The sequence below is a fragment of the Rhodococcus sp. 14-2483-1-1 genome (genome assembly GCF_002259335.1).
In the GTDB taxonomy this organism is placed as follows: Bacteria; Actinomycetota; Actinomycetes; order Mycobacteriales; family Mycobacteriaceae; genus Rhodococcoides.
In genome coordinates, this window is the sequence record NZ_NPFX01000002.1 from 372,752 (window position 1) to 393,045 (window position 20,294).

Annotated in this window: 22 protein-coding genes; 8 read left to right on the forward strand and 14 right to left on the reverse strand. The window is 64.6% G+C overall.

The window, feature by feature from the left end; translation table 11 throughout:
• Positions 1–19: 19 nt before the first annotated feature.
• Complete coding sequence (locus CH294_RS01585; RefSeq protein ID WP_141215767.1) at positions 20–250, forward strand: hypothetical protein; 231 nt, start codon at positions 20–22, stop codon at positions 248–250.
• 101 nt (positions 251–351) lie between these two features.
• The gene (locus CH294_RS01590) at positions 352–1,065 is read left to right on the forward strand and encodes a CDP-alcohol phosphatidyltransferase family protein (RefSeq protein WP_141216428.1); all 714 of its coding nucleotides are present in this window, start codon (positions 352–354) and stop codon (positions 1,063–1,065) included.
• Here the strand turns inward: CH294_RS01590 and CH294_RS01595 are convergent.
• The gene (locus tag CH294_RS01595; protein WP_094736790.1) at positions 1,013–1,849 is read right to left on the reverse strand and encodes a YihY/virulence factor BrkB family protein; all 837 of its coding nucleotides are present in this window, start codon (positions 1,847–1,849) and stop codon (positions 1,013–1,015) included. The two genes, CH294_RS01590 and CH294_RS01595, sit on opposite strands and share 53 nt — an antisense overlap.
• Positions 1,850–1,883: 34 nt before the next feature.
• Entirely contained in the window at positions 1,884–2,276 is a 393-nt protein-coding gene (locus CH294_RS01600) for an OsmC family protein (RefSeq protein ID WP_094736791.1), read from the reverse strand.
• Positions 2,277–2,487: 211 nt separating this feature from the next.
• Here CH294_RS01600 and CH294_RS01605 point away from each other — a divergent pair, with 211 nt between their 5' ends.
• Positions 2,488–3,441: a hypothetical protein gene (locus CH294_RS01605; RefSeq protein ID WP_032405049.1), complete on the forward strand. Its 954-nt coding sequence runs from the start codon at positions 2,488–2,490 to the stop codon at positions 3,439–3,441.
• 61 nt (positions 3,442–3,502) lie between these two features.
• Here the strand turns inward: CH294_RS01605 and CH294_RS01610 are convergent, their stop codons facing one another.
• Positions 3,503–4,684 (reverse strand): zinc-dependent alcohol dehydrogenase, encoded by a 1,182-nt coding sequence (locus CH294_RS01610; RefSeq protein ID WP_094736792.1) that lies wholly within the window; start codon positions 4,682–4,684, stop codon positions 3,503–3,505.
• Positions 4,685–4,809: 125 nt separating this feature from the next.
• On the opposite strand from CH294_RS01610, the gene CH294_RS01615 reads away from it, so the two are divergent.
• On the forward strand, positions 4,810–5,817 hold the full coding sequence (locus CH294_RS01615; protein WP_170944548.1) for an iron-containing redox enzyme family protein: 1,008 nt from the start codon (positions 4,810–4,812) through the stop codon (positions 5,815–5,817).
• Here CH294_RS01615 and CH294_RS01620 read toward each other — a convergent pair.
• Positions 5,772–6,062: a CDGSH iron-sulfur domain-containing protein gene (locus CH294_RS01620; protein ID WP_037149612.1), complete on the reverse strand. Its 291-nt coding sequence runs from the start codon at positions 6,060–6,062 to the stop codon at positions 5,772–5,774. The genes CH294_RS01615 and CH294_RS01620 overlap by 46 nt on opposite strands.
• The gene (locus tag CH294_RS01625; RefSeq protein WP_032404745.1) at positions 6,046–6,732 is read right to left on the reverse strand and encodes a HemK2/MTQ2 family protein methyltransferase; all 687 of its coding nucleotides are present in this window, start codon (positions 6,730–6,732) and stop codon (positions 6,046–6,048) included. The genes CH294_RS01620 and CH294_RS01625 overlap by 17 nt, the downstream gene beginning before the upstream one ends.
• A gap of 247 nt (positions 6,733–6,979) precedes the next feature.
• On the opposite strand from CH294_RS01625, the gene CH294_RS01630 reads away from it, so the two are divergent.
• Together CH294_RS01630 and CH294_RS01635 are read left to right on the forward strand one after the other, a co-directional pair.
• A complete protein-coding gene (locus tag CH294_RS01630) occupies positions 6,980–7,399 on the forward strand; it encodes a hypothetical protein (RefSeq protein WP_141216429.1) in 420 nt (139 codons plus the stop codon).
• Positions 7,396–8,625: an FAD-dependent oxidoreductase gene (locus tag CH294_RS01635; RefSeq protein ID WP_094736794.1), complete on the forward strand. Its 1,230-nt coding sequence runs from the start codon at positions 7,396–7,398 to the stop codon at positions 8,623–8,625. The genes CH294_RS01630 and CH294_RS01635 overlap by 4 nt, the downstream gene beginning before the upstream one ends.
• A gap of 16 nt (positions 8,626–8,641) precedes the next feature.
• On the opposite strand, the gene glsA is transcribed toward CH294_RS01635, so the two are convergent.
• Together glsA and CH294_RS27965 are read right to left on the reverse strand one after the other, a co-directional pair.
• Positions 8,642–9,847 carry a glutaminase A gene (gene glsA / locus CH294_RS01640; RefSeq protein WP_094736795.1) on the reverse strand — a complete coding sequence of 402 codons (1,206 nt, stop codon included), beginning with the start codon at positions 9,845–9,847 and terminating at the stop codon, positions 8,642–8,644.
• A gap of 46 nt (positions 9,848–9,893) precedes the next feature.
• Positions 9,894–10,028, reverse strand: a complete 135-nt coding sequence (locus CH294_RS27965; RefSeq protein WP_255182535.1) for a hypothetical protein — start codon at positions 10,026–10,028, stop codon at positions 9,894–9,896.
• 217 nt (positions 10,029–10,245) lie between these two features.
• On the opposite strand from CH294_RS27965, the gene CH294_RS01645 reads away from it, so the two are divergent.
• Together CH294_RS01645 and CH294_RS01650 are read left to right on the forward strand one after the other, a co-directional pair.
• Positions 10,246–12,435, forward strand: a complete 2,190-nt coding sequence (locus tag CH294_RS01645; protein WP_094736822.1) for a molybdopterin cofactor-binding domain-containing protein — start codon at positions 10,246–10,248, stop codon at positions 12,433–12,435.
• Positions 12,436–12,441: 6 nt separating this feature from the next.
• A complete protein-coding gene (locus tag CH294_RS01650) occupies positions 12,442–12,906 on the forward strand; it encodes a (2Fe-2S)-binding protein (protein ID WP_032404741.1) in 465 nt (154 codons plus the stop codon).
• Positions 12,907–12,979: 73 nt separating this feature from the next.
• Here the strand turns inward: CH294_RS01650 and katG are convergent, their stop codons facing one another.
• From katG to CH294_RS01685, 7 genes are all read right to left on the reverse strand, one after another.
• Entirely contained in the window at positions 12,980–15,178 is a 2,199-nt protein-coding gene (gene katG, locus CH294_RS01655; protein WP_249304981.1) for a catalase/peroxidase HPI, read from the reverse strand.
• Between the two features lie 75 nt (positions 15,179–15,253).
• Positions 15,254–15,733: a Fur family transcriptional regulator gene (locus tag CH294_RS01660; RefSeq protein ID WP_032378010.1), complete on the reverse strand. Its 480-nt coding sequence runs from the start codon at positions 15,731–15,733 to the stop codon at positions 15,254–15,256.
• 84 nt (positions 15,734–15,817) lie between these two features.
• Positions 15,818–16,087, reverse strand: coding sequence for a metal-sensitive transcriptional regulator (locus tag CH294_RS01665; RefSeq protein ID WP_032405046.1), 270 nt, complete (start codon positions 16,085–16,087; stop codon positions 15,818–15,820).
• Positions 16,088–16,139: 52 nt separating this feature from the next.
• Positions 16,140–16,559, reverse strand: a complete 420-nt coding sequence (locus CH294_RS01670; RefSeq protein ID WP_094736797.1) for a DUF302 domain-containing protein — start codon at positions 16,557–16,559, stop codon at positions 16,140–16,142.
• 41 nt (positions 16,560–16,600) lie between these two features.
• On the reverse strand, positions 16,601–18,667 hold the full coding sequence (locus tag CH294_RS01675; RefSeq protein WP_094736823.1) for an MMPL family transporter: 2,067 nt from the start codon (positions 18,665–18,667) through the stop codon (positions 16,601–16,603).
• 251 nt (positions 18,668–18,918) lie between these two features.
• The gene (locus CH294_RS01680; protein ID WP_052058307.1) at positions 18,919–19,383 is read right to left on the reverse strand and encodes a MarR family transcriptional regulator; all 465 of its coding nucleotides are present in this window, start codon (positions 19,381–19,383) and stop codon (positions 18,919–18,921) included.
• A gap of 10 nt (positions 19,384–19,393) precedes the next feature.
• A partial coding sequence (locus CH294_RS01685) for a biotin/lipoyl-containing protein (protein ID WP_141216430.1) occupies positions 19,394–20,294 on the reverse strand: 901 nt, incomplete at its 5' end.

Consider the following 20,294-nt stretch of genomic DNA (forward strand, 5'->3'; position numbering starts at 1 on the left):
AGAGCAAGGTCGGATGAAGATGAACAGAACGCTGTATTCGATGATCTGCATGATGGCGATCATCGCTTTCGTTGCATTGCTATGGGGCACAGTCGGGTACGTCTATGCCGACACCCACCCGTTGCGCCGCGCGGCGTTTGTCGGTGGCGGGGTGCTGATTTCGGGATGGCTGATCGTGCTCGTCGCTGCGGGCGTCAAGGTTTCTCGGTTGAAGGCCCGCAGACGAGAGAGCAACTCCGACACCGATTGAGAACGCCGGCGACGGGTACTCGGGGTGGAAGTCTCGACGTACACCCTCCAGTTCGGATGCTCGTCGGGTCCCTCGTATCGGGTGCCGAGCAAGGATCGTCGATGGTCAGTCAGCGCAGTGTGTCCAGTCAGCGGGATTCCCCGGTTCGTCCGGCGACTCGCGACGAATACCTGTCGACGTGGTCGACGCTGCACAACGGCATCGATCCGTCTTCGTCGGTGTTGGTCAGATGGTGGCTCCGAGTGGTCTACACGCTGAGCGCCCCGCTGGTTCGTGCCTCCGTGTCCGCCCATGCCGTCACCTGCACCGCCGTCGTCGTGGCAGGGGCGGCGGTCGCTCTGTCTCGGCCAGGCACCTCGGCCCCCCTGCTCGCCGCTGTGCTCATTGCTTTCTCGGGCCTGCTCGACAGTATCGACGGCGGCGTCGCGATGATCGGTCGATCCCAATCACAGTGGGGTTATCTCCTCGACACGGTCGCAGATCGCTGCAGCGATCTGTTGCTGCTTGCGAGCGGCTTGGCGCTGGGAGCCCCGATGCCTCTCGTCGTCGCGGTCGGGGTGACGACACTCCTCCACGAGATGGCCCGGGCCCGGGCAGTCGGTGCCGGTATACCCGACGTCGGATTTCTGACGGTATGGGAGCGTCCTTCCCGAGTGATCGCTGCCGCGGTCACGGCCACCGTTGCCGGTGCCGCTCCGGCGAGTGCCGGTACATCGGCGACAATCGGTATTTCCGTGACGTGCGCACTGGCCGTTCTCGGCTTCACCCAGTTGATGTTCGGGCTGTATCGCCGGGCAGATCGAACTCCGCGGTGACCAACCAGCCTGCGAGCGCCAATATGTGGAACACGAACATCCACAGCATGATTGCCACGCCCCCACCGATCGCGGTGAGGCCGCCGAACGGCGCGCCGAGATCCACCGGAATCGCCAGGAACAGAATGAAACCGTGCACGAACCCGGTGACGATGGACGAGGTGACCAACGATCCCACGGCCAGCGCCCGCCAACCCACCGCCCGCGGAGCAATCACTCGGTAGGTCCACGCAAGGGGAACCGACAGAATCAGCCACAGACAATTGAACCCGAGGAACACGCGCAGCGTCATAGCACCGATCCCGCCGTCACCGGTCGTTGCCTCGAGCAGCCGCGCAACGCTCAGCACGCCGGCCAGCAGCACCGGCGCTGCGGCGAAGAACGGCACCATCGCCAGTCGACCACGCCAACCGGTGAACGATTCTCGAGTCGGAGCGAACCGCACGATCGCCCGGCGTAGGCCTTCCCCGTAGAACGTCGCGGGAAAGATCGAGATCAGGACCCCGAGCGGACCGAGTTCGATGCCGGCGGTAGCCAATCCGTCGACCGCAGCCCGGGCACCGAGCGCGTCGGGCAGCAATGCCGACACCGCATCGAACCCGGACCGTACCCACTCCGCCGATACCAGCAGAGCTGTGGCGCGAATCGCGAGCAGTAGCAGCGGCACAACGGCGATGACGGCGTAGAACGTGAGTCCACCTGCAATCAGAGTGGTGTCCTCACGGGCGAACCCTGCTCTGATTGCGCCGAGGCTTCGAGTCGCCCGCGTACGAATTGTCGTCACGGCTGGAAATGTGCCACAGAATGCCGACGCGGCGTCATTCGAGGACTACGTCCACTCCGTCGATCACCTTGAGAAACGGGCAGATCGACGTCGCCTGCGCCAGGATCGCCTTGGGATTGTCCGTGCCCGGCAGCGACACCGCCAGAGAGAACTTTGCGTCGTACCCGGATGCGTCGGAGTCGGTCAGAACGACCTTGCCTTTGACAGCCAGGTCGTCGACACTGCCGCCCACTGTTCCGAGGGCGATGCGCAACGATTCGACCAGGCAACTCGACAGGGCCGCGGCCATCAGTTGCTCGGGGTTGGTGCGTTCCCCGGGACCACCGAGTTGTTGGGGTTCGCGCACACCGAGTGACAGGACACCGTCGTCGGACGTGACTCCGGTCGCGGTGGCGGAAACGGTTGCTGTGTAGAGCTCGGTGTTCATCGATTACGGATGTCCACTCGGTGCGCGATCGAAACCGGCGTACGTCGCGATCATCCCGCGCATCCGTCCGCACGTGTCCCTGTTCACACATCCGCGACTCCTGTTTGACCGAACCTACCCACGGGTAATGACCGGTGCAGGGCCGAGCATCACGCTGCGACCCGCAGGCATCGGCCACAGGAAATCGATCACCAACCGAAAGGGGAGCACCATGAGCACATCCACGCTGATCGCCCAGTTGCGCGTCGCGCTGCAGCTGACGAACACGGAAATCCAGATCGCGGAAACTCGCGTCGTTCAGGCGCGCACCGAGGCGGTTCGTCGAGAACTGACCCAGAATGCCGCGAACGGCCGGGATCGCGCCGCAGCCATCGAGGAAGCCCTTCGTGGTCTCGGCGGCTTGCCCGATCTCGTGTCACCGTTCTTGGGACGCACACTCGCTGCCGTCAAGGCAGTCGCCGAACAGGCTCAGCCGTTCGACGAAGCACTGCTGGGCGATCTCGCACTCGAGCAGCAGCTGCTGGGCCGAGCGAAGTACATCAAGGCACTGGCAACGGCTGCGAACGAGCCGTCGGTGGTTGCACTGGCCACCAGGCTGGCCACCGCTCACACCGCCACGGTCGAGTGGCTCGAGACGGTACTTGCCGAGGACGCTCTAGGCGGACCCGCAGCACTGCGCCGCACCCCGTTCCAGGCCGCCGCAGGTACCGCGGTCAAGATCGTCAACGCACCGGCAACCTGGTCGGCACGAGGCCTCGACCGCGCACTGGATGCAGCTCGCGCCACCCCGGACCGCCTCAGCGCACTGCTGGGCCGCGGTGCACATGCCGGTGACGTCGCAGTCAAGACACTCACCGCGAGCCGCGACGCAGCACTAGAGGCTGCCGAGGACGTGACCCGCAGCGAAGGCGTCGATGCTGTCGCCGACGCGATCCACACTGCTCGCTCGGCCAGCGGAACCCTCGACGCCGACGAGCTGCCGATCGCGGACTACGACGATCTCAACGTCTCGGACGCCGTCGCCGCCATCAAAGACCTCAGCAACCCGACCGACGTTCGCACCGTCGTGACGTACGAAGAGGCACACAAGAACCGCCACGGAGTCGTGTCCGCAGGACAGACGCGCGTGGCAGCAATCGCCAAGGACGTCATCTCAGTCGACTGATCCTTCTGCGAATACCGATGCGGCCCGTGATTTTCCGGGCCGCATCGCTGTATTCGAAGCCCTACGGCTTCAGCAGAACCTTGATGGCACCGTCCTGCTTCTTCTGAAAGATCTCGTACGCGTGCGGGGCATCGTCGAGCGACAACTCGTGCGTTGCGAACGAATCGACGCCGAGAGGATCGTCGTCACCGAGCAACGGCATGATGTGGTCGACCCACTTCTTGATGTTCGCTTGCCCCATTCGCAGCTGAATCTGCTTGTCGAACATGGTCATCAGCGGTAGCGGATCGGCCATACCGCCGTACACGCCGATGATCGAAATGGTTCCGCCGCGGCGAACGATGTCGATGGCCGAGTACAACGCACCGAGCCGATCCACACCGGCTTTCTGCATCATCGGAGCGGCAACGGCGTCCGGGAGCATCCCGACGATCTGCTGCGCCATCTTGCCGACCGGAGATCCGTGCGCTTCCATGCCCACGGCGTCGATGACGGAGTCGGTTCCCCTGCCGTGGGTCATCTCCCGGATCACGTCGCCGACGCCGCCGCTGTGTTCGGCGAGGTTCACCGTTTCGATTCCTCGCGCAGCTGCGCGGGCAAGCCGTTCGGGAACGAGGTCGACCGCGATCACTCGGGCACCCTTGTGCTGCGCGATGCGAGCGGCCATGTCTCCGATGGGCCCGAGACCGAGCACCGTCACCGATCCGCCCTCGGGGATCGCAGCGTATTCGACGGACTGCCACGCGGTGGGCAACACGTCCGACAAGTAGACGAATCGTGAATCCGGCGGTCCCTCGGGAACTTTGATGTGTGTGAACTGCGCCTGCGGGACACGAAGGTACTCGGCCTGTCCGCCGGGCACCTGCCCGTAGAGCTTGGAGAAGCCGAACAATGCTGCGCCCATTCCCTGCTCGCGAACCTGGGTGGTCTCGCACTGGGTGTACAGACTCGAATTGCACATGTAGCAGTGTCCGCAGGAGATCTGGAACGGGATGACGACGCGGTCACCGACTGCCAGATCGCCTGTCTGCGAGCCGACTTCCTCGACGATGCCCATCGGCTCGTGGCCGAGGATGTCGCCTTCGTCCATGAATGCACCGAGCGTTTCGTACAGATGCAGATCCGAGCCGCAGATGTTGGTGGTCGTGATTTTGACGATCGCGTCCGTCGGCTGCTCTATCCGCGGATCGGGAACCGTGTCCACGCTGACTTTTCTCTTGCCCTGCCAGGTGACTGCGCGCATGAGGTCCTTCCGGTGGATTCGACACCGAAGTTCGATGTCGTGCACGACGGATTGCCGGTTGTGACGGCTCACAAACACCTGCGCCGACTGCGATTGATACCGCCCCGCGGTGGGTAGCCTCAGGTATGACCGAGCTTCTGTCCGCCCGCCCGACCGCCGCACGCTCCCCCGTCCTGCCGGTTCCGTGCGGGCCGATTTCGGAAGCCGTCGTACGGTGCTTGACCACAGGTGAGCCGGGAACGGTCGGAATCTTGCCGACACCGACAGACGTCGACTCCACGTCGCGAGACGTACAACTCGCCCTGCTGATCTGCTACGAATTGCACTATCGCGGATTCGACGGTGTCGCCGACGCATGGGAGTGGGACCCCGATCTCCTTCGCCTGCGAGCAACACTCGAATCCGCTTTTCTCGAGTACGTCCGGGCTCACGTCGAACCCGGGCACGATGCAGCCGCAGAGATGGACTCCCTCTCCGTCGAGGCGACCTCGGGAACCGGCCCGTCGTGGTTTCTGCGCGACGAGGGTTCGTGGGAGCAGATGCGCGAGTATTTCGTGCATCGGTCGATCTACCATCTCAAGGAAGCCGATCCGCACGCCTGGGCCATCCCCCGGTTGACCGGTCAGGCCAAAGCCTCTTATGTGGCAGTCGAATTCGACGAGTACGGCGGCGGGAAGGGTGATCGCGTCCACCAGAAACTGTGGGCCGACTCCATGGTGGCCGCCGAGCTCGACGCGTCGTACCTCGGATACGTCGACCGTGTTCCCGCTCAGACTCTGGCGTGGGTGAACCTGATGTCGCTCTTCGCCCTGCACCGAGGACTGCGTGGTGCCACGGTCGGACACCTTGCCGCAACCGAGATCACGTCGTCGCCGGGCTCACAGCGGTACGTACACGGTCTGAAGAGGTTGAAGGCGCCCCAGGCATGCATTGCGTTCTACGCCGAGCACGTCGAGGCGGATGCGGTGCACGAGCAGGTGCTTCGGCACGATGTCGTCGGCAATTTACTCCGCGACGAGCCCGAACTCGAGGCCGATGTGGTGTTCGGAATGCGTGCACTGGATTTCGTGGAGAACGAGCTCGCAGATCACGTGATGTCGCGCTGGTCCGCCGGTCGGTCCTCGCTCGACTGAGCCTGCCGCTTCTTGGCGCGATGGCTGGTGTCGCACAACGGATAGTTCTTGCTCCGTCGGCACGTGCAGACCGCCACCGCGAATCGGTCGGAACACACTCGTGTGCCGTCGTCCAACTCGATCTCGACAGGGCCGTCGATGACGATCGGCCCACCCCTGACGATGCGGACGGTGGTGCGTTTCGTGGTGGACGCCACGGGACCATCGTTGCCCCCGATGGCACTGCCCTCATCGTCGGTCGGCACGAATGACCACCAGATCCTCGATGTCGCGGGATGCTTCGAGCAGTCCGACCTCCTGAAGCCAGGCAGCCCTCTCCGTCATGACCGGGCCGAACGAGATCGATCGACGTGCCGCCACGGACACCGTCATGTCCGCACGGCGCAGCATCGCCTCGGTTCGTGCAGGGTCGGAGTACTCCGACTGCACCACCATCAGGGTCCCGCCGGGAACGAGCAGGTCGTGAGCGGCATCGCACAGCGGATCCAGCACCACTCGGCCGTCGTGGCCGCCGTCCCACGCTCGGTGCGGACCGACACCCTCGGGCACCGCCTCCGAGGGCACGTACGGCGGATTGCACAGAACCACGTCGAACGGCTCGAGCACCGACGCGTCCGCGAACGACCCGAGGCGGACGTCGACGTCGACATCGAGGGCGGCTGCGTTGCGACGAGCGCACGCCACCGCGAGCGGCGAGATGTCGAACGCCAGCACTTCGCGTGCGCCCAACGACGCCGCAGCGAGCGCGACGGCACCGCTACCGGTACACATGTCGAGCACACGGGCACCCCGCAGCACCCCGGCCCGCGACGCCATCTCGCAGAGGAGCCATGAATCGTCCTGCGGCTCATAGACTCCAGGATCCGCGTGAACCGCGCGGGTGGATCTGAACGTATCGAATTCCGCCGTCGTCATCGAGGTGTCCTCTCGGAGATCGTCATCGCAAGACGTGCCCTCTCGGGCTGTGTGCCGAGCGTGGACTCCACTCGAAGGTGGCAACTGTATGCCCGATTGCACCGGCCGCAAACAAGCCGCTTGAAACCGCACGAATCGGGTAGTCCGACTACAACCTGCGGTGAAGCAAACGCCGCCGTTCGCCCGTATCGGGCCCACACCGTCTGCGTCGGCATCGCTGCCCGCGTCCTTCATCGAGGAGATTCTCTTGTCGGTTCTACCCTCCATCGACCCTGTTCCCGCCGTCGTCGTACCGTCGCTTCGGCAGGTGTTTCCCGCGCCGACTGCTGGAGCCGGTATCACCGTCACCGAACTGGGCGGTGCCACCGTCGTTCGCGTCGCCGGAGAATTCGGTCGTCAGGATCTCGGCGTGCTGGCCGAGACACTCGGTGATGCATCGGTCGAAGGTTCTCGGTTGGTGCTCGATCTGACCGCGGTCGACGCGGTGCCGGCAGGCACGGCGGCAATTCTCGATGCCACGTCGATGCACCTGAGCCGGTGGGGCACTCGACTGGCTGTGGTCGGATCGATCGAGTCGACCCGGGCGCTGGCCGCAAACGCACGCGGCCGCACCGCATTTCACACCACTCTCGATGCTGCACTCGCATACAGAGAGATGTCGGCTTGACCTCGGCCGGCGTCGACGGCCGCCACGACGTTCTCGTTCTCGGCGGCGGCAACGCGGGCGTCAGCGCGGCCGCACGCGCACTTCGTCTCGGCAACAGCGATGTAGCGGTCATCGAACCCCAGTCCGTGCACACCTATCAGCCGCTGCTGTCGTATGTCGGGGGCGGCCAAGCCCGACTCCGCGATGCCGAACGAACCCAACGCTCGGTGATGCCGAAGGGCAGCACCTGGATCCAGGACACGGTAGCCCTCGTCGACCCACACGAGAAGGTGGTCACGACCGCGTCGGGTCGGCGATACGGGTATCGCGACCTGATCATCGGGACCGGCCTGGTACCCGACCACGAGGCTCTGCCCGGAATCACCGCGGCCGCCGACTCGGACGCGGTGACGAGCAATTACCTGGGGCTAGCAGAGAAGACCTGGCACCTGATCTCCCACTTCCCGTCACCCGAGGTCGGCAACTCCTCCGAGCGCGCCACGGCGGTGTTCACAGTGCCGCAGCCACCCGTGGGCTGCACCGGCACCACGCTCAAACCACTGTTCCTGGCCGCCGCCCACTGGCGGGCGACTGGGCAACTCGCCGACATCGACATCACCCTGGTGATCGACCGCGAGGGTCTACTCGATGTGCCTGGGCTCGATTCGGTGTTGCTCGATCATCTCCGCGATCTCGGCGTCCGGATATTGCACCGCACAGCAGTGACCGCCCTATCCCCTGAAACTCGGCAGATCACCGTCACCGATCACCATGGCACACAGCAGATCATCGACTACCGGATGCTGCACCTGGTGCCCCCGTTTCGCGGACAGCCATGGGTCGAGTCGTCGAAACTGACCGGAGACGGACAGCACGGTCTCGTCGACATCGACCCCCGCACACTGCGACACCGCGAACACAGCGAGATCTGGGCCGCCGGTGACGGTGCCGGAATCGACACCGATTCGTCCGGTGGTGGGCTGAGAAAGCAGATAACCGTTCTGATCGACAACCTGCTCGCCGCCAGAGACGGACGAGAAATGTCCTCGTACGACGGATACACCGTGGCACCGGTGACGATCGACGCCCACCGTCTCGTTGCGGCCGAATTCGACCGAACCGGGGCACTCACGCCATCGCTACCGTCGTTTCTGGATCCGCTGAAAGCGCGACGATCGGCCTGGCTGTTCGACCGTTACGGCCTGCCACTGAGCTACTGGAACATGATTCTCCGCGGACGGCTCTGACGGCACCGCCCATCGATCAGTCGAGTTCGAGTACTGCCATCAGTCCGTGCGGATCATCGATGTCGACGTCGTGGCCGTCTTCGCGCAGACCGGCGGCTGCGTCCTCGAGAAGCCGACGCGCCACGTCGTCCATCGCGCGAACATGGTTCAGATCGAGGGTGATTCGGTGATGGGCGTCGATGCCCTCGGCCAAGGTGGCCAGGACAGACTCGGCTCCGGCGAAACGTAGGTCACCTTGCAGGTGCACGATCGTGGCGTCCTCACCCGTCACCTCACGAATGGCCGACGTACCACTCGGTGCCACATGCATCATGTGCAATTCGAGATCCCGAGAGAGGCGCTCCAACACGGCGACTCCCCGCACACTGTTTCCGTGTTCGTTCAACTTGGGCGACAGCACAGCCAACCCGACCTGCCCGGGCAGCACACCGACGATCGCACCGGCCACCCCACTCTTGGCCGGAATACCCACCGCCGCAACCCAACTCCCCGATCCGTCGTACATCCCGCAGGTGGACATCACCGACAGCACGTGACGATTGACCGCACCGTCGATCAACCGTTCCCCGGTGATGGGATCGACTCCCCCGTTGGCCATCACCGACGCAATGGTGGCCAGATCCACACAGTTGACGTCCACCGAACATTGACGGGCGTAGCCGTCGACCACCTCGGCCGGATCGGCTGCGAGAATTCCGACGGATTTCAGAAGGTAGGCGATCGCGGTGTTGCGGTCGTCCGATTCGATCTCGGCTTCGTAGACCGACGTGTTGGTGCTCAATTGCCTTCCGGCGCACCGGCTGTGCAAGTCCCTGATGCGATCGGCGCGCTCCTGCGCCGAGCTCCCCCGAATCATCGAGTGCACAGCGAGTGCTCCTGCATTGATCAGCGGATTGCGCGGTCGACCCGTGGCGCGTTCGAGCGAGATCTCGTTGAACGAATCGCCGGAGGGTTCGACGTCGGTGGCCTCCAGCATTCGTTCGAGTCCGTTGTCCTCGACGGCCAACGCATACGCCAGGGCCTTGGAGATGGACTGGATGGAGAATTCGGTATCGCAATCACCTGCGGCATAGACCGATCCACCGACGGTCGCAAGGGCCACCGCGAAGGTCTCGGGGTCTGCTCGCTCGAGTTCGGCGTTACCCTCCGCGATTGCCCCGCCGTCGAGGTGTCGGCAATCGTCGAGGACGGATTCGAGGTAGCGGGTGATCGGTGACTGCATACCGTCACGCTAACTCGGCGCAGAGGTCACTTCCGCATTGCGCGATTCAGCGCTCGCGCTCGGAGTTCGTCGTCGACGCGCTCTGAAACATTTCCAGGAAGGATCCGAAGCCCTGGCCACTCGTCGCAGTGTTGTCACGTGTGTCCTGTGCGGGTCCGACCGCCGCGTTGTCTGATTCCATGTCACCGATGCTGCCGTTCGGACATGTCAGCGGATCTGGGGGCAATATCACGATAGAGCAACAAAATATAACGAATCGATAACGGCGGCCGAGGTAGCGCCGTCGTGACGAGTGACAAATGGCCGAGGGAATTCTCGGGCTGGCGAACGGCCGAACCTCGACGTGCGGCGTTGGTCGGATCGGCGACTGTAAAGTCGGGCCCGACCGAAAGGACGATGTGACGCACGCGACACCCGGACGGCGCACCGTATCGCGTCGTTCCTTCTTCACCGCTGTAGTGGCCGGCTCCACGTTGATGCTGGTAACACGCACCACCGCGTCCGCGGAACCGGCCGGCACCGACGGTGACCCCGATCAGGTCCTCACCGCGATTCCCGCCGACTCGAACCTGGTGATCCTCGAGGTGCGCGGGGACGGCTCCGTGCACTGCGCGTTGCCCCGTGCCGAGATCGGACAGGGACTGACCACCTCGGTGGCGATGCTGATAGCGGAAGAGCTGGACACGTCTCTCGACAAGACCGTCGTGTCACTCTCACGTGGCCGGCAGGAACTGATCGGAAACCACTACACGGGCGGCTCCAACTCCATCCAGTCTCTCTGGGAGCCCGTTCGATCCATCGCTGCGACGGCACGAGCGCGGCTGCTGCGCGCTGCCGCCGATCGGTGGGGTGCCGATGTCGGCACGCTGAGGATCGTCGACGGTGTCGTCATGGCACCGGACGGACGGGCGGCGCACTTCGGCGAGCTGGCAGCCGCTGCCGCGGCCCCGGAACTGCGCTTCGAGGCGGTGGACCCGAAGTCGGAGGAAGATCTGACGGTCGTCGGCACACCGACCACGCGCCAGGATGCTCGCGCGATCGTCACCGGTCGGCTCACCTACACGCTCGATCTCGACGTGCCCGACGCCATGCCTGTCGTCGTCCGACGCCCACCGACGATCAACGGAACCGTCGCCTCGGTGGACGAGGCGGCGTTACGAGCGATGCCAGGGGTCATCGATGTTGCTGTCGTATCCACCGGGGTCGCCATCATGGCGCGCACCTTCGGATACGCGCTCGCCGCGAAGGACGCCGCGGTGGTCACGTGGAACGCCGGAACGATCGACGACGAGTCCACTGATTCCATCCAGGACAGGCTTCGGCGGAGCACCCCGGCGTTCACGGGTTTCGGCGGAGTGGGTCGGCCCGAGCTGCCGGGCGAAACGAAACTGAACGTCGATTTCGACTTCGCTCCCGTTTCGCATGCCGCGATGGAAACCAATTCGGCAGTCGCCGACGTGCGGGCCGATCGCGCGGACATCTGGGCATCGATGCAGCTACCCAACTACGCCGGGCAGAAAATTGCTCTGACACTGGGCATTCCGTTGAATCGGGTCACCACCCACGTGATGAACGGCGGCGGCTCGTTCGGCCGAAGGCTCTACTTGGACGGCCCACTCGAGGCCGCCGTCATCTCCCGAGCAATGGGCAAACCGGTGCGCCTGATGTGGTCGCGGGTGGACGACATGCGGCACGGCCGAGCCCGGCCCGCGGTACACACCAAGTTCGACGCGGTCCTTGCCCGCGGCGCGGTGATCTCCTGGGAGCAGCGCGTGGCCGCAGTGTGCACCGATTTCGACGGCGGTTTCGGTGACCTCGTCACCGACGCACTTGCACCGTCCCCGCTGATTTCCCAGACGCTGTTCCACAGCACCCGCGACCCGTACTCGTTCACCGATAGCAGCATCAGGACCCTCGTCGAGGTACCGGTGGAGATGCCCACCGGCAGTTGGCGATCGGTGTTCTCCGGAACGGTACGTACCGCGGCCGAGATCATGGTGGATCGCATCGCCGACGCCCTCGATACCGATCCGCTGGAGCTACGCATCGGGGCGGTGGCGAGCGACCGCCACCGTGATGTACTGAACACGCTGGCCGTGGAGGGCAACTGGGGTGCAGACCTCGGCCCCGGCCGGGCGCAGGGCATCGGGTTCCATGCCGAGTTCGGTTCCAGTGCAGGATATCTCGTCGAGATCGACGCGCAGGACCCGCGAGCGCCCCGCGTGAGAAAAGCCGTCATAGTCGTGGACGTCGGCCGCGTGGTCAACCCCCGCAGCCTCGAGGCCCAGATGATCGGCTGTCTGATGGACGGCATCTCGACCACCCTCAGGGCCGGACTGCACTACGAGCAGGGGCTGCCGCTCGAAGGTAGTTACTCGCAGTTCCACTACGCCCGCCAACGCGATTCACCACCGGATGTGTCAGTGGTGATCATGCCGCCCACCACCGAGAACCCTGGTGGAGCAGGAGAATTGGGGGTGCCCGCTGCGGCGGCCGCAGTGGCCAACGCGTACGCACGCGCCACCGATACCACCCCCACCAGCTTCCCGATCCTGTTCGACGTCGACTTCGATCCGTTCCCGAAATGAGGATCCATGGCTGAACAGAAGTTCGTCGTCAACGGGGTCGCGGTGTCGGTCGACCTACCCGACGACATGCCGTTGCTCTGGGCCCTGCGGGACGAACTCGGTGTCCGCGGCCCCAAGTACGGGTGTGGCATCGGCGTGTGCCATGCCTGCACGAGCCATCTCGACGGGGAGGAGGTACTCCCCTGTGTCACACCGGTCTCCGATGCCGCCGACAAAGAGGTCACGACCATCGAAGGACTCGCGGACGGCGACGTTCTCCATCCGGTGCAGCAGGCGTGGATCGACGAGGACGTCTCCCAGTGCGGTTACTGTCAGCCGGGCCAGATCATGGCTGCCGTCGCACTGCTGAAGCGCATCCCCGACCCGACGGACGAGGACATCGACACCATCGAGAACGTCTGCCGGTGCGGTACCTATCCCCGAATTCGACGGGCCATCAAGGCGGCCGCGAAAGCGATGTCGCAGCGCTGATCGAAAAGGTTTCTGCCACAGCACAACACCCCGCGAACCACAGGTTCGCGGGGTGTTGTGTGAACTACCCGATTCAGCTCAGTTCGAAGCGATCGAGCATCATGACCTTGTCCCAGGCCGCGACGAAGTCCCGGACGAACTTCTCCTTGGCGTCGTCGCAGGCGTACACCTCTGCGAGAGCGCGCAATTCGGAGTTCGAGCCGAACACCAGATCGTTGCGAGTTCCGGTCCACTTCTTCTCACCGGTGGCGGCATCCTTGGCCTCGTAGATGCCGTCCTCGGCGGTGGGAACCCACTCGGTGCCCATGTCGAGGAGGTTGACGAAGAAGTCGTTGGTGAGCGTGCCGACCTTGTCGGTCAGGACGCCGTGTGTCGACTGCTTGTAGTTCGCGCCGAGCACGCGCAGACCACCGACGAGCACGGTCATCTCGGGTGCACTGAGCGAGAGCAGGTTTGCGCGATCGACCAGGTTGAACTCGGCCGGCAGCTTCTGTCCCTTGCCCAGGAAGTTACGGAAACCGTCGACCTTGGGCTCCAGATCGGAGAACGAGTCGACGTCCGTCTTCTCCTGCGTGGCATCCATGCGGCCCGGAGTGAAGGGAACCGTGATGTCGACGCCTGCGTTCTTGGCGGCCTGCTCGACGGCTGCGACGCCACCGAGCACCACGAGGTCTGCGAAGGACACCGTTCCGGAGAACGACTGCTGGATTCCTTCGAGGACGCGGATGACCTGCGCGAGCTCGTCGGGCTCGTTGACCTCCCAGCCGGCCTGCGGCTGCAGACGCAGACGGCCACCGTTGGCACCGCCGCGCTTGTCACTGACGCGGAACGACGACGCCGCCGCCCATGCAGCCGAGATCAGCTGCTCCTGAGTCAGTTCGGATCCGAGGATGGCCTGCTTCAGTTCGGCGATCTGTGCGTCACCGATCAGCTCGTGGTCGACGGCCGGGATCGGGTCCTGCCAGAGCAGGGGCTCCGCGGGAACCTCGGGGCCGAGGTAACGCGAGACCGGGCCCATGTCGCGGTGGGTGAGCTTGAACCATGCCTTCTGGAATTCCTCTGCGAGCTCCTCGGGATGGTCGAGCCACCGCCGGGTGATCTGCTCGTAGATCGGGTCGACGCGCATCGCGATGTCGGAGGTGAGCATCGACGGGTGGCGACGCTTGGAGGGATCGGCGGGGTCGGGAACGAGATCCGCGCCCTCGCCGTTCTTCGGGCGCCACTGGTGTGCACCGGCCGGGCTCTTGTAGAGCTCCCACTCGAACCCGTACAGGGTCTCGAGGAACGAGTTGTCCCACTGGGTGGGCGTGGGGGTCCAGATGACCTCGAGGCCACTGGTGATCGCGTCTGCGCCGACACCACTCTGGTAGCTGTTCTTCCAGCCGAGGCCCATCTGCTCGATGGGGGCACCCTCGGGCTCGGCACCGATGTGCTCGTCGGGGTCCGCTGCGCCGTGTGTCTTACCGAACGTGTGTCCGCCGACGGCGAGTGCCGCGGTCTCGATGTCGTTCATGGCCATCCGGCCGAAGGTCTCGCGAATGTCCAGTGCGGACTGCACCGGATCCGGGTTGCCGTTGGGGCCTTCCGGGTTGACGTAGATCAGGCCCATCTGCACTGCGGCAAGCGGGTTTTCGAGGCTCGTGCGATCACCGTCGTAGCGCTCGTCGCCCAGCCAGGTCTGCTCCGGGCCCCAGTAGACGTCCTCGTCCGGCTCCCAGGCGTCGACGCGTCCGCCGGCGAAGCCGTAGGTCGGCAGACCCATGGATTCGATTGCAACGTTGCCGGTGAGCACGATCAGGTCGGCCCAGGACAGCTTGCGGCCGTACTTCTGCTTGACCGGCCAGATGAGGCGCCGGGCCTTGTCCAGGCTCGCGTTGTCGGGCCAGCTGTTCAGCGGCGCGAAGCGCTGCATGCCGGCTCCGGCACCGCCGCGTCCGTCCTGCTTGCGGTACGTGCCCGCTGCATGCCATGCCATGCGAATGAAGAAGGGGCCGTAATGACCGAAGTCGGCAGGCCACCACGGCTGCGAATTCGTCATCAGGGCCTCGATGTCACGCTTGACCTCGGCGAGATCGAGAGAGTTGAACTCGGCTGCGTATTCGTAGTCGGGCCCCATGGGGTCGCCGACTGCCGGGTTCTTCTTGAGGATCTTCAGATTCAGCGACTTCGGCCACCACTCACGATTGCTTCCGCCTTCGACGGGCCTCGGCATCGAGTCGTGCATGACCGGACACTTGCCACCGCCACCTTCCTGCGGCTGATCCTCGTTCATCTCTTTTTCGCGTGTTACGTGATCTTCAGACACGTGCTTCCTTCCAAGGTATGACGATCGGGCTGTGATCGGTGGTCACGAACTCTGCTGTGTTCGAGACCGGGGAGGGAACTGAACGGGAACCGACGGCTGCTCACGAGCTGCCGAACACTGTGCGCAGAGGCCCCAGTAGATGACCTCTGCCTCGTCGATAGTGAAACCGACGGAGTCCGATGCCGTGAGACACGGCGTCTCGCCTACTGCGCAATCCACATCGGCGATGACGCCGCACGAGCGGCATACGGCGTGATGGTGATTGTCGCCGACGCGCGATTCGTACCGCGCGGGCGAACCCGCCGGCTCGATCCGCCGAACCAGGCGCGCAACCGTCAATGCATTGAGGACGTCGTAGACCGTCTGCCGCGACACCTCGGGCAGCATGGATCGCACGAGCCCGAGAATGGTGTCGGTGTCTGCGTGCGGGTTGGTTTCGACGACCTCGAGTACCGCGACCCGGGGACGGGTCACGCGCATATCGGCAGTGCGCAACTGCTCCGCATGCGGCGAAATCGGCATCACGCGGCCAGTATCCTCCGGTTTTCTGGACCAAGTCAAGTATTCGGCCGAATCTGCCGGCCTGAACCCCAAGTGTTCACCTCATCAGGCCAACGCCAGAAACAGCTTTTCGAGTTCAGCCTCGGACATCGGCTCCTTACCGTCTGCACCCTCACCCGTCATGCACTCACGCAGACCTGTCGCCACGATCTTGAATCCAGCTTTGTCCAGCGCACGCGAGACAGCAGCGAGCTGGGTGACGACGTCCTTGCAATCGCGACCGTTCTCGATCATCCCGATGACACCGGCAAGCTGACCGTGTGCGCGCTTGAGTCGGTTGAGTACCAGTGCAATGCTGTCTTCGTCGCCGATCATGTCGATCCCCTCGATGGTGGTGGTGTCGAACTCGATGGTACCCCCGGGGGCATCAGGCAGGGTTGGATCCACGCCCGCCCAGAGCAACGATGGCCGCCTTCAGCCTGGTCGTCGCTTCCGCGGCGACCGAGGCCAATTCCGGCTCGCCGGTGAACTCGACCATGATGGCCGGGTTCATCGCCTCGACGATCACCGATCCCGGTGCCGACGTGTCGTCACGCACGATCACGTTGCACGGCAGCAGCAACCCGATCTGCTTCATGACACCGACCGCACGGTGCGCCAGCCCGGGGTTGCATGCACCGAGAATCATGTAGCGCTCCATGTCCTCGCCGAGCTTCGCTTTGAGAGTCGCCTGCATATCGATCTCGGTGAGGACTCCGAAACCCTGTTCCGACAGCGCCTTTTTCGTGCTGTCGATCGCGGTGTCGAAATCGGTGTCGGTCAGCGTGGTGGACAGTGCGATGTTCATGGTGTCTCCTCGAAAGCTGTTGTTCGGTGGGAGCTGTTGATTCAGTGAGAAAAGCGGATGGAGGGCAACACGGCACGCAGCCATGCCGGCGACCACCACGCGCCGTGTCCGGTCAGCCGTAGCAATACCGGAAGCAGCACGAGTCGAACCAGGAACGCGTCGAGCAGTACCGCAACGCCGAGGATGATGCCCATCTCCTTCGGGGGCAGCGGATCCGACAGTGCGAATGTGAAGAACACTGCCACCATCACCGCTGCGGCGGCAAAGATGACTCGTCCCGAGTGAGCCAAGCCGTCGACCTGGGCCACCTTGGAATCACCGGTGCGCTCGTAGTGCTCCTTGGCGGTGGCCAGCAGAAAAACGGTGTAGTCCATGGCGATGGCGAAGATCATCGCGAAGAAGAACACCGGACCCCAGCCGTCCAGGAATCCTTGCGGGGTGAAACCGAGCAGTGATGCGCCGTGGCCGTCCTGGAAGATCAACTTGGCGACGCCGAAGGCTGCGGCAGTGGACAGCAGGCTCACCAGCGTGCCGAGCAGCGCGATCAGCGGGGCCTGCAGTGCCACCAGAAGCAGCACGAATCCGAGGACCAGGATGATCCCGACGACGATCGGCAGGTAGTCGTTCAAGGCCTGCTGCAAGTCGAGGTTCTCCGCGGGCGCTCCTCCGACGAGCGCGGAGTCGGGCAGAGCGGCGCGCAGATCGTCGAGAATCGAGCCCATCGCCTCGTCGGACGGATCGACCGACGGAATTGCCTGCAACAGTGCAAATCCCGATCCATCGGTCGCACCCTGCGGTGGAGTCACCATCGAGATCCCCTCGACTCGAGCTGCCGCCTCAGCGGTGCCGACAGCATCCGCTTCGGGCACGACGATCTGCAGCGAACCCGGTGCACCCGGGCCGAACTGGGCCTGCACCAGCTCGTAGCCCTGCCGCACCGGTGCATCCTCCGGCACCACGGCGATGGACGGCATCGCGACCTTCAAACCGAGCACCGGGAGTGCCAGGGCGATCAGAATTCCCACGGAGACAGCGGCGAACGGCCACGGGTGCTTGTGCAGCAACTCACCCCATGCTGCGAACTTCGGGGATCGATGCTCCTGACGCTTGGCGTACGGCAACGATGCGGCGTTGACCTTGGGTCCGAGCGCCCCCAATGCCGCAGGCAGCAGTGTCATCGTGGCCAGCAACACGAAGGCGACGGCCAGCATGATCCCGACAGCCATGGTGCGCACCGCGGGCGCGGGGACCAGTAGTACTGCGGACAGACTCACCAACACTGTCAGACCGGACAACACGACGGCTTTGCCCGCGGTGTCCATGGTTTCGGCCACTGCCGCCCGAGGGTCGGCGTTTCGCAACGCATCGCGGAATCGAGCGACGATGAACAGCGCGTAGTCGATTCCGAGAGCAAGGGCGAACATCATCGCGAAGTTCATGGCCCACACCGAGATCGGCGTGACACCGTTGAGCAGAACGAGACCACCGGCGGATGCGACGAGCCCGGCGACCGTGAGCAGCAGCGGCAATCCCGCGGCGACGAGTGATCCGAAGGCAAGCACCATGATCGCCAATGTGACCGGCCACGAGAACAGTTCGGCTTGGATCATCGCATCGTGGTTTGCCTTGTTGAAGTCCGACCACAGGGCCGAGGAGCCAGTGGGATACACCTCGATTCCGTCGCCCGAGAGCGCGGTCAACCGCTCCTTCACATCGTCGACGGCTTTGACCATCTCGTCGGTCGTTCCGTTCGCACCGGCGATGACGATGCCGGTGCGGCCGTCCGGGCTGATCGTCATACCCGGTTGCGGCGCAACAACGTCCCCGAATCTGGAGTCACCGGCGAACACGTCGGACACGTCGGCAATCACATCCTGGACGGCGGGATCGGTGACGGGTGCCGCGTCGGAGTGGACGACCACCTGCACCGCCGCCGAGGAATTGCCGCCGAAGTGCTGCTGGGCCAGCTCTCGAACCAGTACGGATTCGGATCCGTTCGCCTGCCATCCCGCCCCGGCGAGAGACGAGAACACCGAAGGCGCAAACGAACCGAGGCCGATCAACGCGATGAGCCACACGCCGAACACCCAACGGCGATGGGTCACCATCGAAGCACCCGCACGGCCGAGTAGGCCTGGCCTGCTCGCGGGCAGGTCATCAGGTGGACGAAGAGTTTCGGCATCGCGCAGCGACATGGTTCTCCTATACGGGTGGGGGTATCGATCGGGGCAGAGGAAACCCCGAGCGATCGAACGTGCCCACCATCGCATATACCCAAGGGGGTATGCAAGTACCCCTGGGGGTATCACCCCAGGGGTACTCGAATCACACCATGCGCGCCGTTGCAGTCAGCCGCCGATCAGTGCCGACCGTTCCACTGCTTCTCTATCCCCCGCAGAACCTCGAGCGTCTGGGCAGAGTCCGCATCGACCGCCATCCGCGACCGGGCGCGCTCGAGCGCACGCTCGGCGCGCGTCACCGCACGGTGGCCCGAGTCGGTGGCCTCGACCAAGTACTGCTGCCGATTCCGCGGATTGACGCTTCGCACCAGCAGCCCCGCGTCCACCAGGCTCGCGGTGGTCGCGGTGATACTTGTTCTGTGCCGCACCAGCTCTCGCGACAATGTGCTGTACGACGTCGGCCCTCGCCTGCACACCAGTTCCAGCACCTCGTACCTCGCCCAGCTCAGCCCCTGTGCGTCCAGTGCCTCCGCCAGACGAACCCGCGCGGCCGACGCCATGCGCAGCACCGTCGACACGATTTCGAGCTCGGTCGAATGCGCCGGAGAGGTATCACCGTCGAACGATTCAGCGAGGGCAGTCATCGGATACTCCCTACTTGATTTCTGTGAGGACGGTGCCTTGGGTGATGGCGTCGCCTGCGGTGACGCTCAGGCCGGTGATGGTGCCGCCTTTGTGGGCGGTGACGGGGTTTTCCATCTTCATCGCTTCCAGGACGGCGATGAGGTCCCCTGCTTCGACGGTCTGGCCTTCGGTGACGGCGACCTTGACCACGGTGCCCTGCATCGGTGCGGTCACGGAGTCACCGGACGCCGCTCCTGCTCCGGCACCGCCTCGGGTACGGGCTTTCGGCTTACGCCGCACCGCACCGGCACTGCCGCCACCGCCGTTGCCGCCGAGGGACAGTTCCCCGGGCAACGAGACCTCGACACGGCGGCCACCGACCTCGACGACGACGGACTGCCGCGGCAGGACCTCATCCTCGTCGATCGGCTGCCCGGCGGTGAACGGGGGAACCTGGTTGTCCCATTCGGTTTCGATCCACCGGGTGTGCACCGAGAACGACTCCCCGTCGCCGATGAACGCCGGATCGGAGACCACCGCGGCATGGAACGGAATCACCGTCGCCAAGCCTTCGACGGTGAACTCCGCGAGCGCCCGACGCGAACGCGCGAGCGCTTCCTCGCGGGTGGCTCCGGTGACGATGAGTTTGGCGAGCATCGAATCGAACTGACCACCGATCACCGAGCCGGATTCGACACCGGAGTCGACGCGCACTCCGGGGCCGGAGGGGGCGGTGAAGGTGGTGACCGGTCCGGGTGCGGGGAGGAACCCACGGCCGGCGTCTTCGCCGTTGATGCGGAACTCGAACGAATGCCCCCGCGGTTCCGGGTCTTCGGTGATCGAGAGTTCTTCGCCGTTGGCGATGCGGAACTGTTGCAGCACCAGGTCGATGCCGGAGGTTTCCTCGGTGACGGGATGCTCGACCTGCAGG

Coding starts and splice junctions, on each gene's coding strand:
- CH294_RS01585 (WP_141215767.1), top strand. CDS start 20: ATGAACAGAACGCTGTATTCGATGATCTGCATGATGGCGATCATCGCT.
- CH294_RS01590 (WP_141216428.1), top strand. CDS start 352: ATGGTCAGTCAGCGCAGTGTGTCCAGTCAGCGGGATTCCCCGGTTCGT.
- CH294_RS01600 (WP_094736791.1), bottom strand. CDS start 2,276: ATGAACACCGAGCTCTACACAGCAACCGTTTCCGCCACCGCGACCGGA.
- CH294_RS01605 (WP_032405049.1), top strand. CDS start 2,488: ATGAGCACATCCACGCTGATCGCCCAGTTGCGCGTCGCGCTGCAGCTG.
- CH294_RS01610 (WP_094736792.1), bottom strand. CDS start 4,684: ATGCGCGCAGTCACCTGGCAGGGCAAGAGAAAAGTCAGCGTGGACACG.
- CH294_RS01615 (WP_170944548.1), top strand. CDS start 4,810: ATGACCGAGCTTCTGTCCGCCCGCCCGACCGCCGCACGCTCCCCCGTC.
- CH294_RS01625 (WP_032404745.1), bottom strand. CDS start 6,732: ATGACGACGGCGGAATTCGATACGTTCAGATCCACCCGCGCGGTTCAC.
- glsA (WP_094736795.1), bottom strand. CDS start 9,847: ATGCAGTCACCGATCACCCGCTACCTCGAATCCGTCCTCGACGATTGC.
- CH294_RS27965 (WP_255182535.1), bottom strand. CDS start 10,028: ATGGAATCAGACAACGCGGCGGTCGGACCCGCACAGGACACACGTGAC.
- CH294_RS01650 (WP_032404741.1), top strand. CDS start 12,442: ATGGCTGAACAGAAGTTCGTCGTCAACGGGGTCGCGGTGTCGGTCGAC.
- katG (WP_249304981.1), bottom strand. CDS start 15,178: ATGAACGAGGATCAGCCGCAGGAAGGTGGCGGTGGCAAGTGTCCGGTC.
- CH294_RS01660 (WP_032378010.1), bottom strand. CDS start 15,733: ATGCCGATTTCGCCGCATGCGGAGCAGTTGCGCACTGCCGATATGCGC.
- CH294_RS01665 (WP_032405046.1), bottom strand. CDS start 16,087: ATGATCGGCGACGAAGACAGCATTGCACTGGTACTCAACCGACTCAAG.
- CH294_RS01670 (WP_094736797.1), bottom strand. CDS start 16,559: ATGAACATCGCACTGTCCACCACGCTGACCGACACCGATTTCGACACC.
- CH294_RS01675 (WP_094736823.1), bottom strand. CDS start 18,667: ATGGTGACCCATCGCCGTTGGGTGTTCGGCGTGTGGCTCATCGCGTTG.
- CH294_RS01680 (WP_052058307.1), bottom strand. CDS start 19,383: ATGACTGCCCTCGCTGAATCGTTCGACGGTGATACCTCTCCGGCGCAT.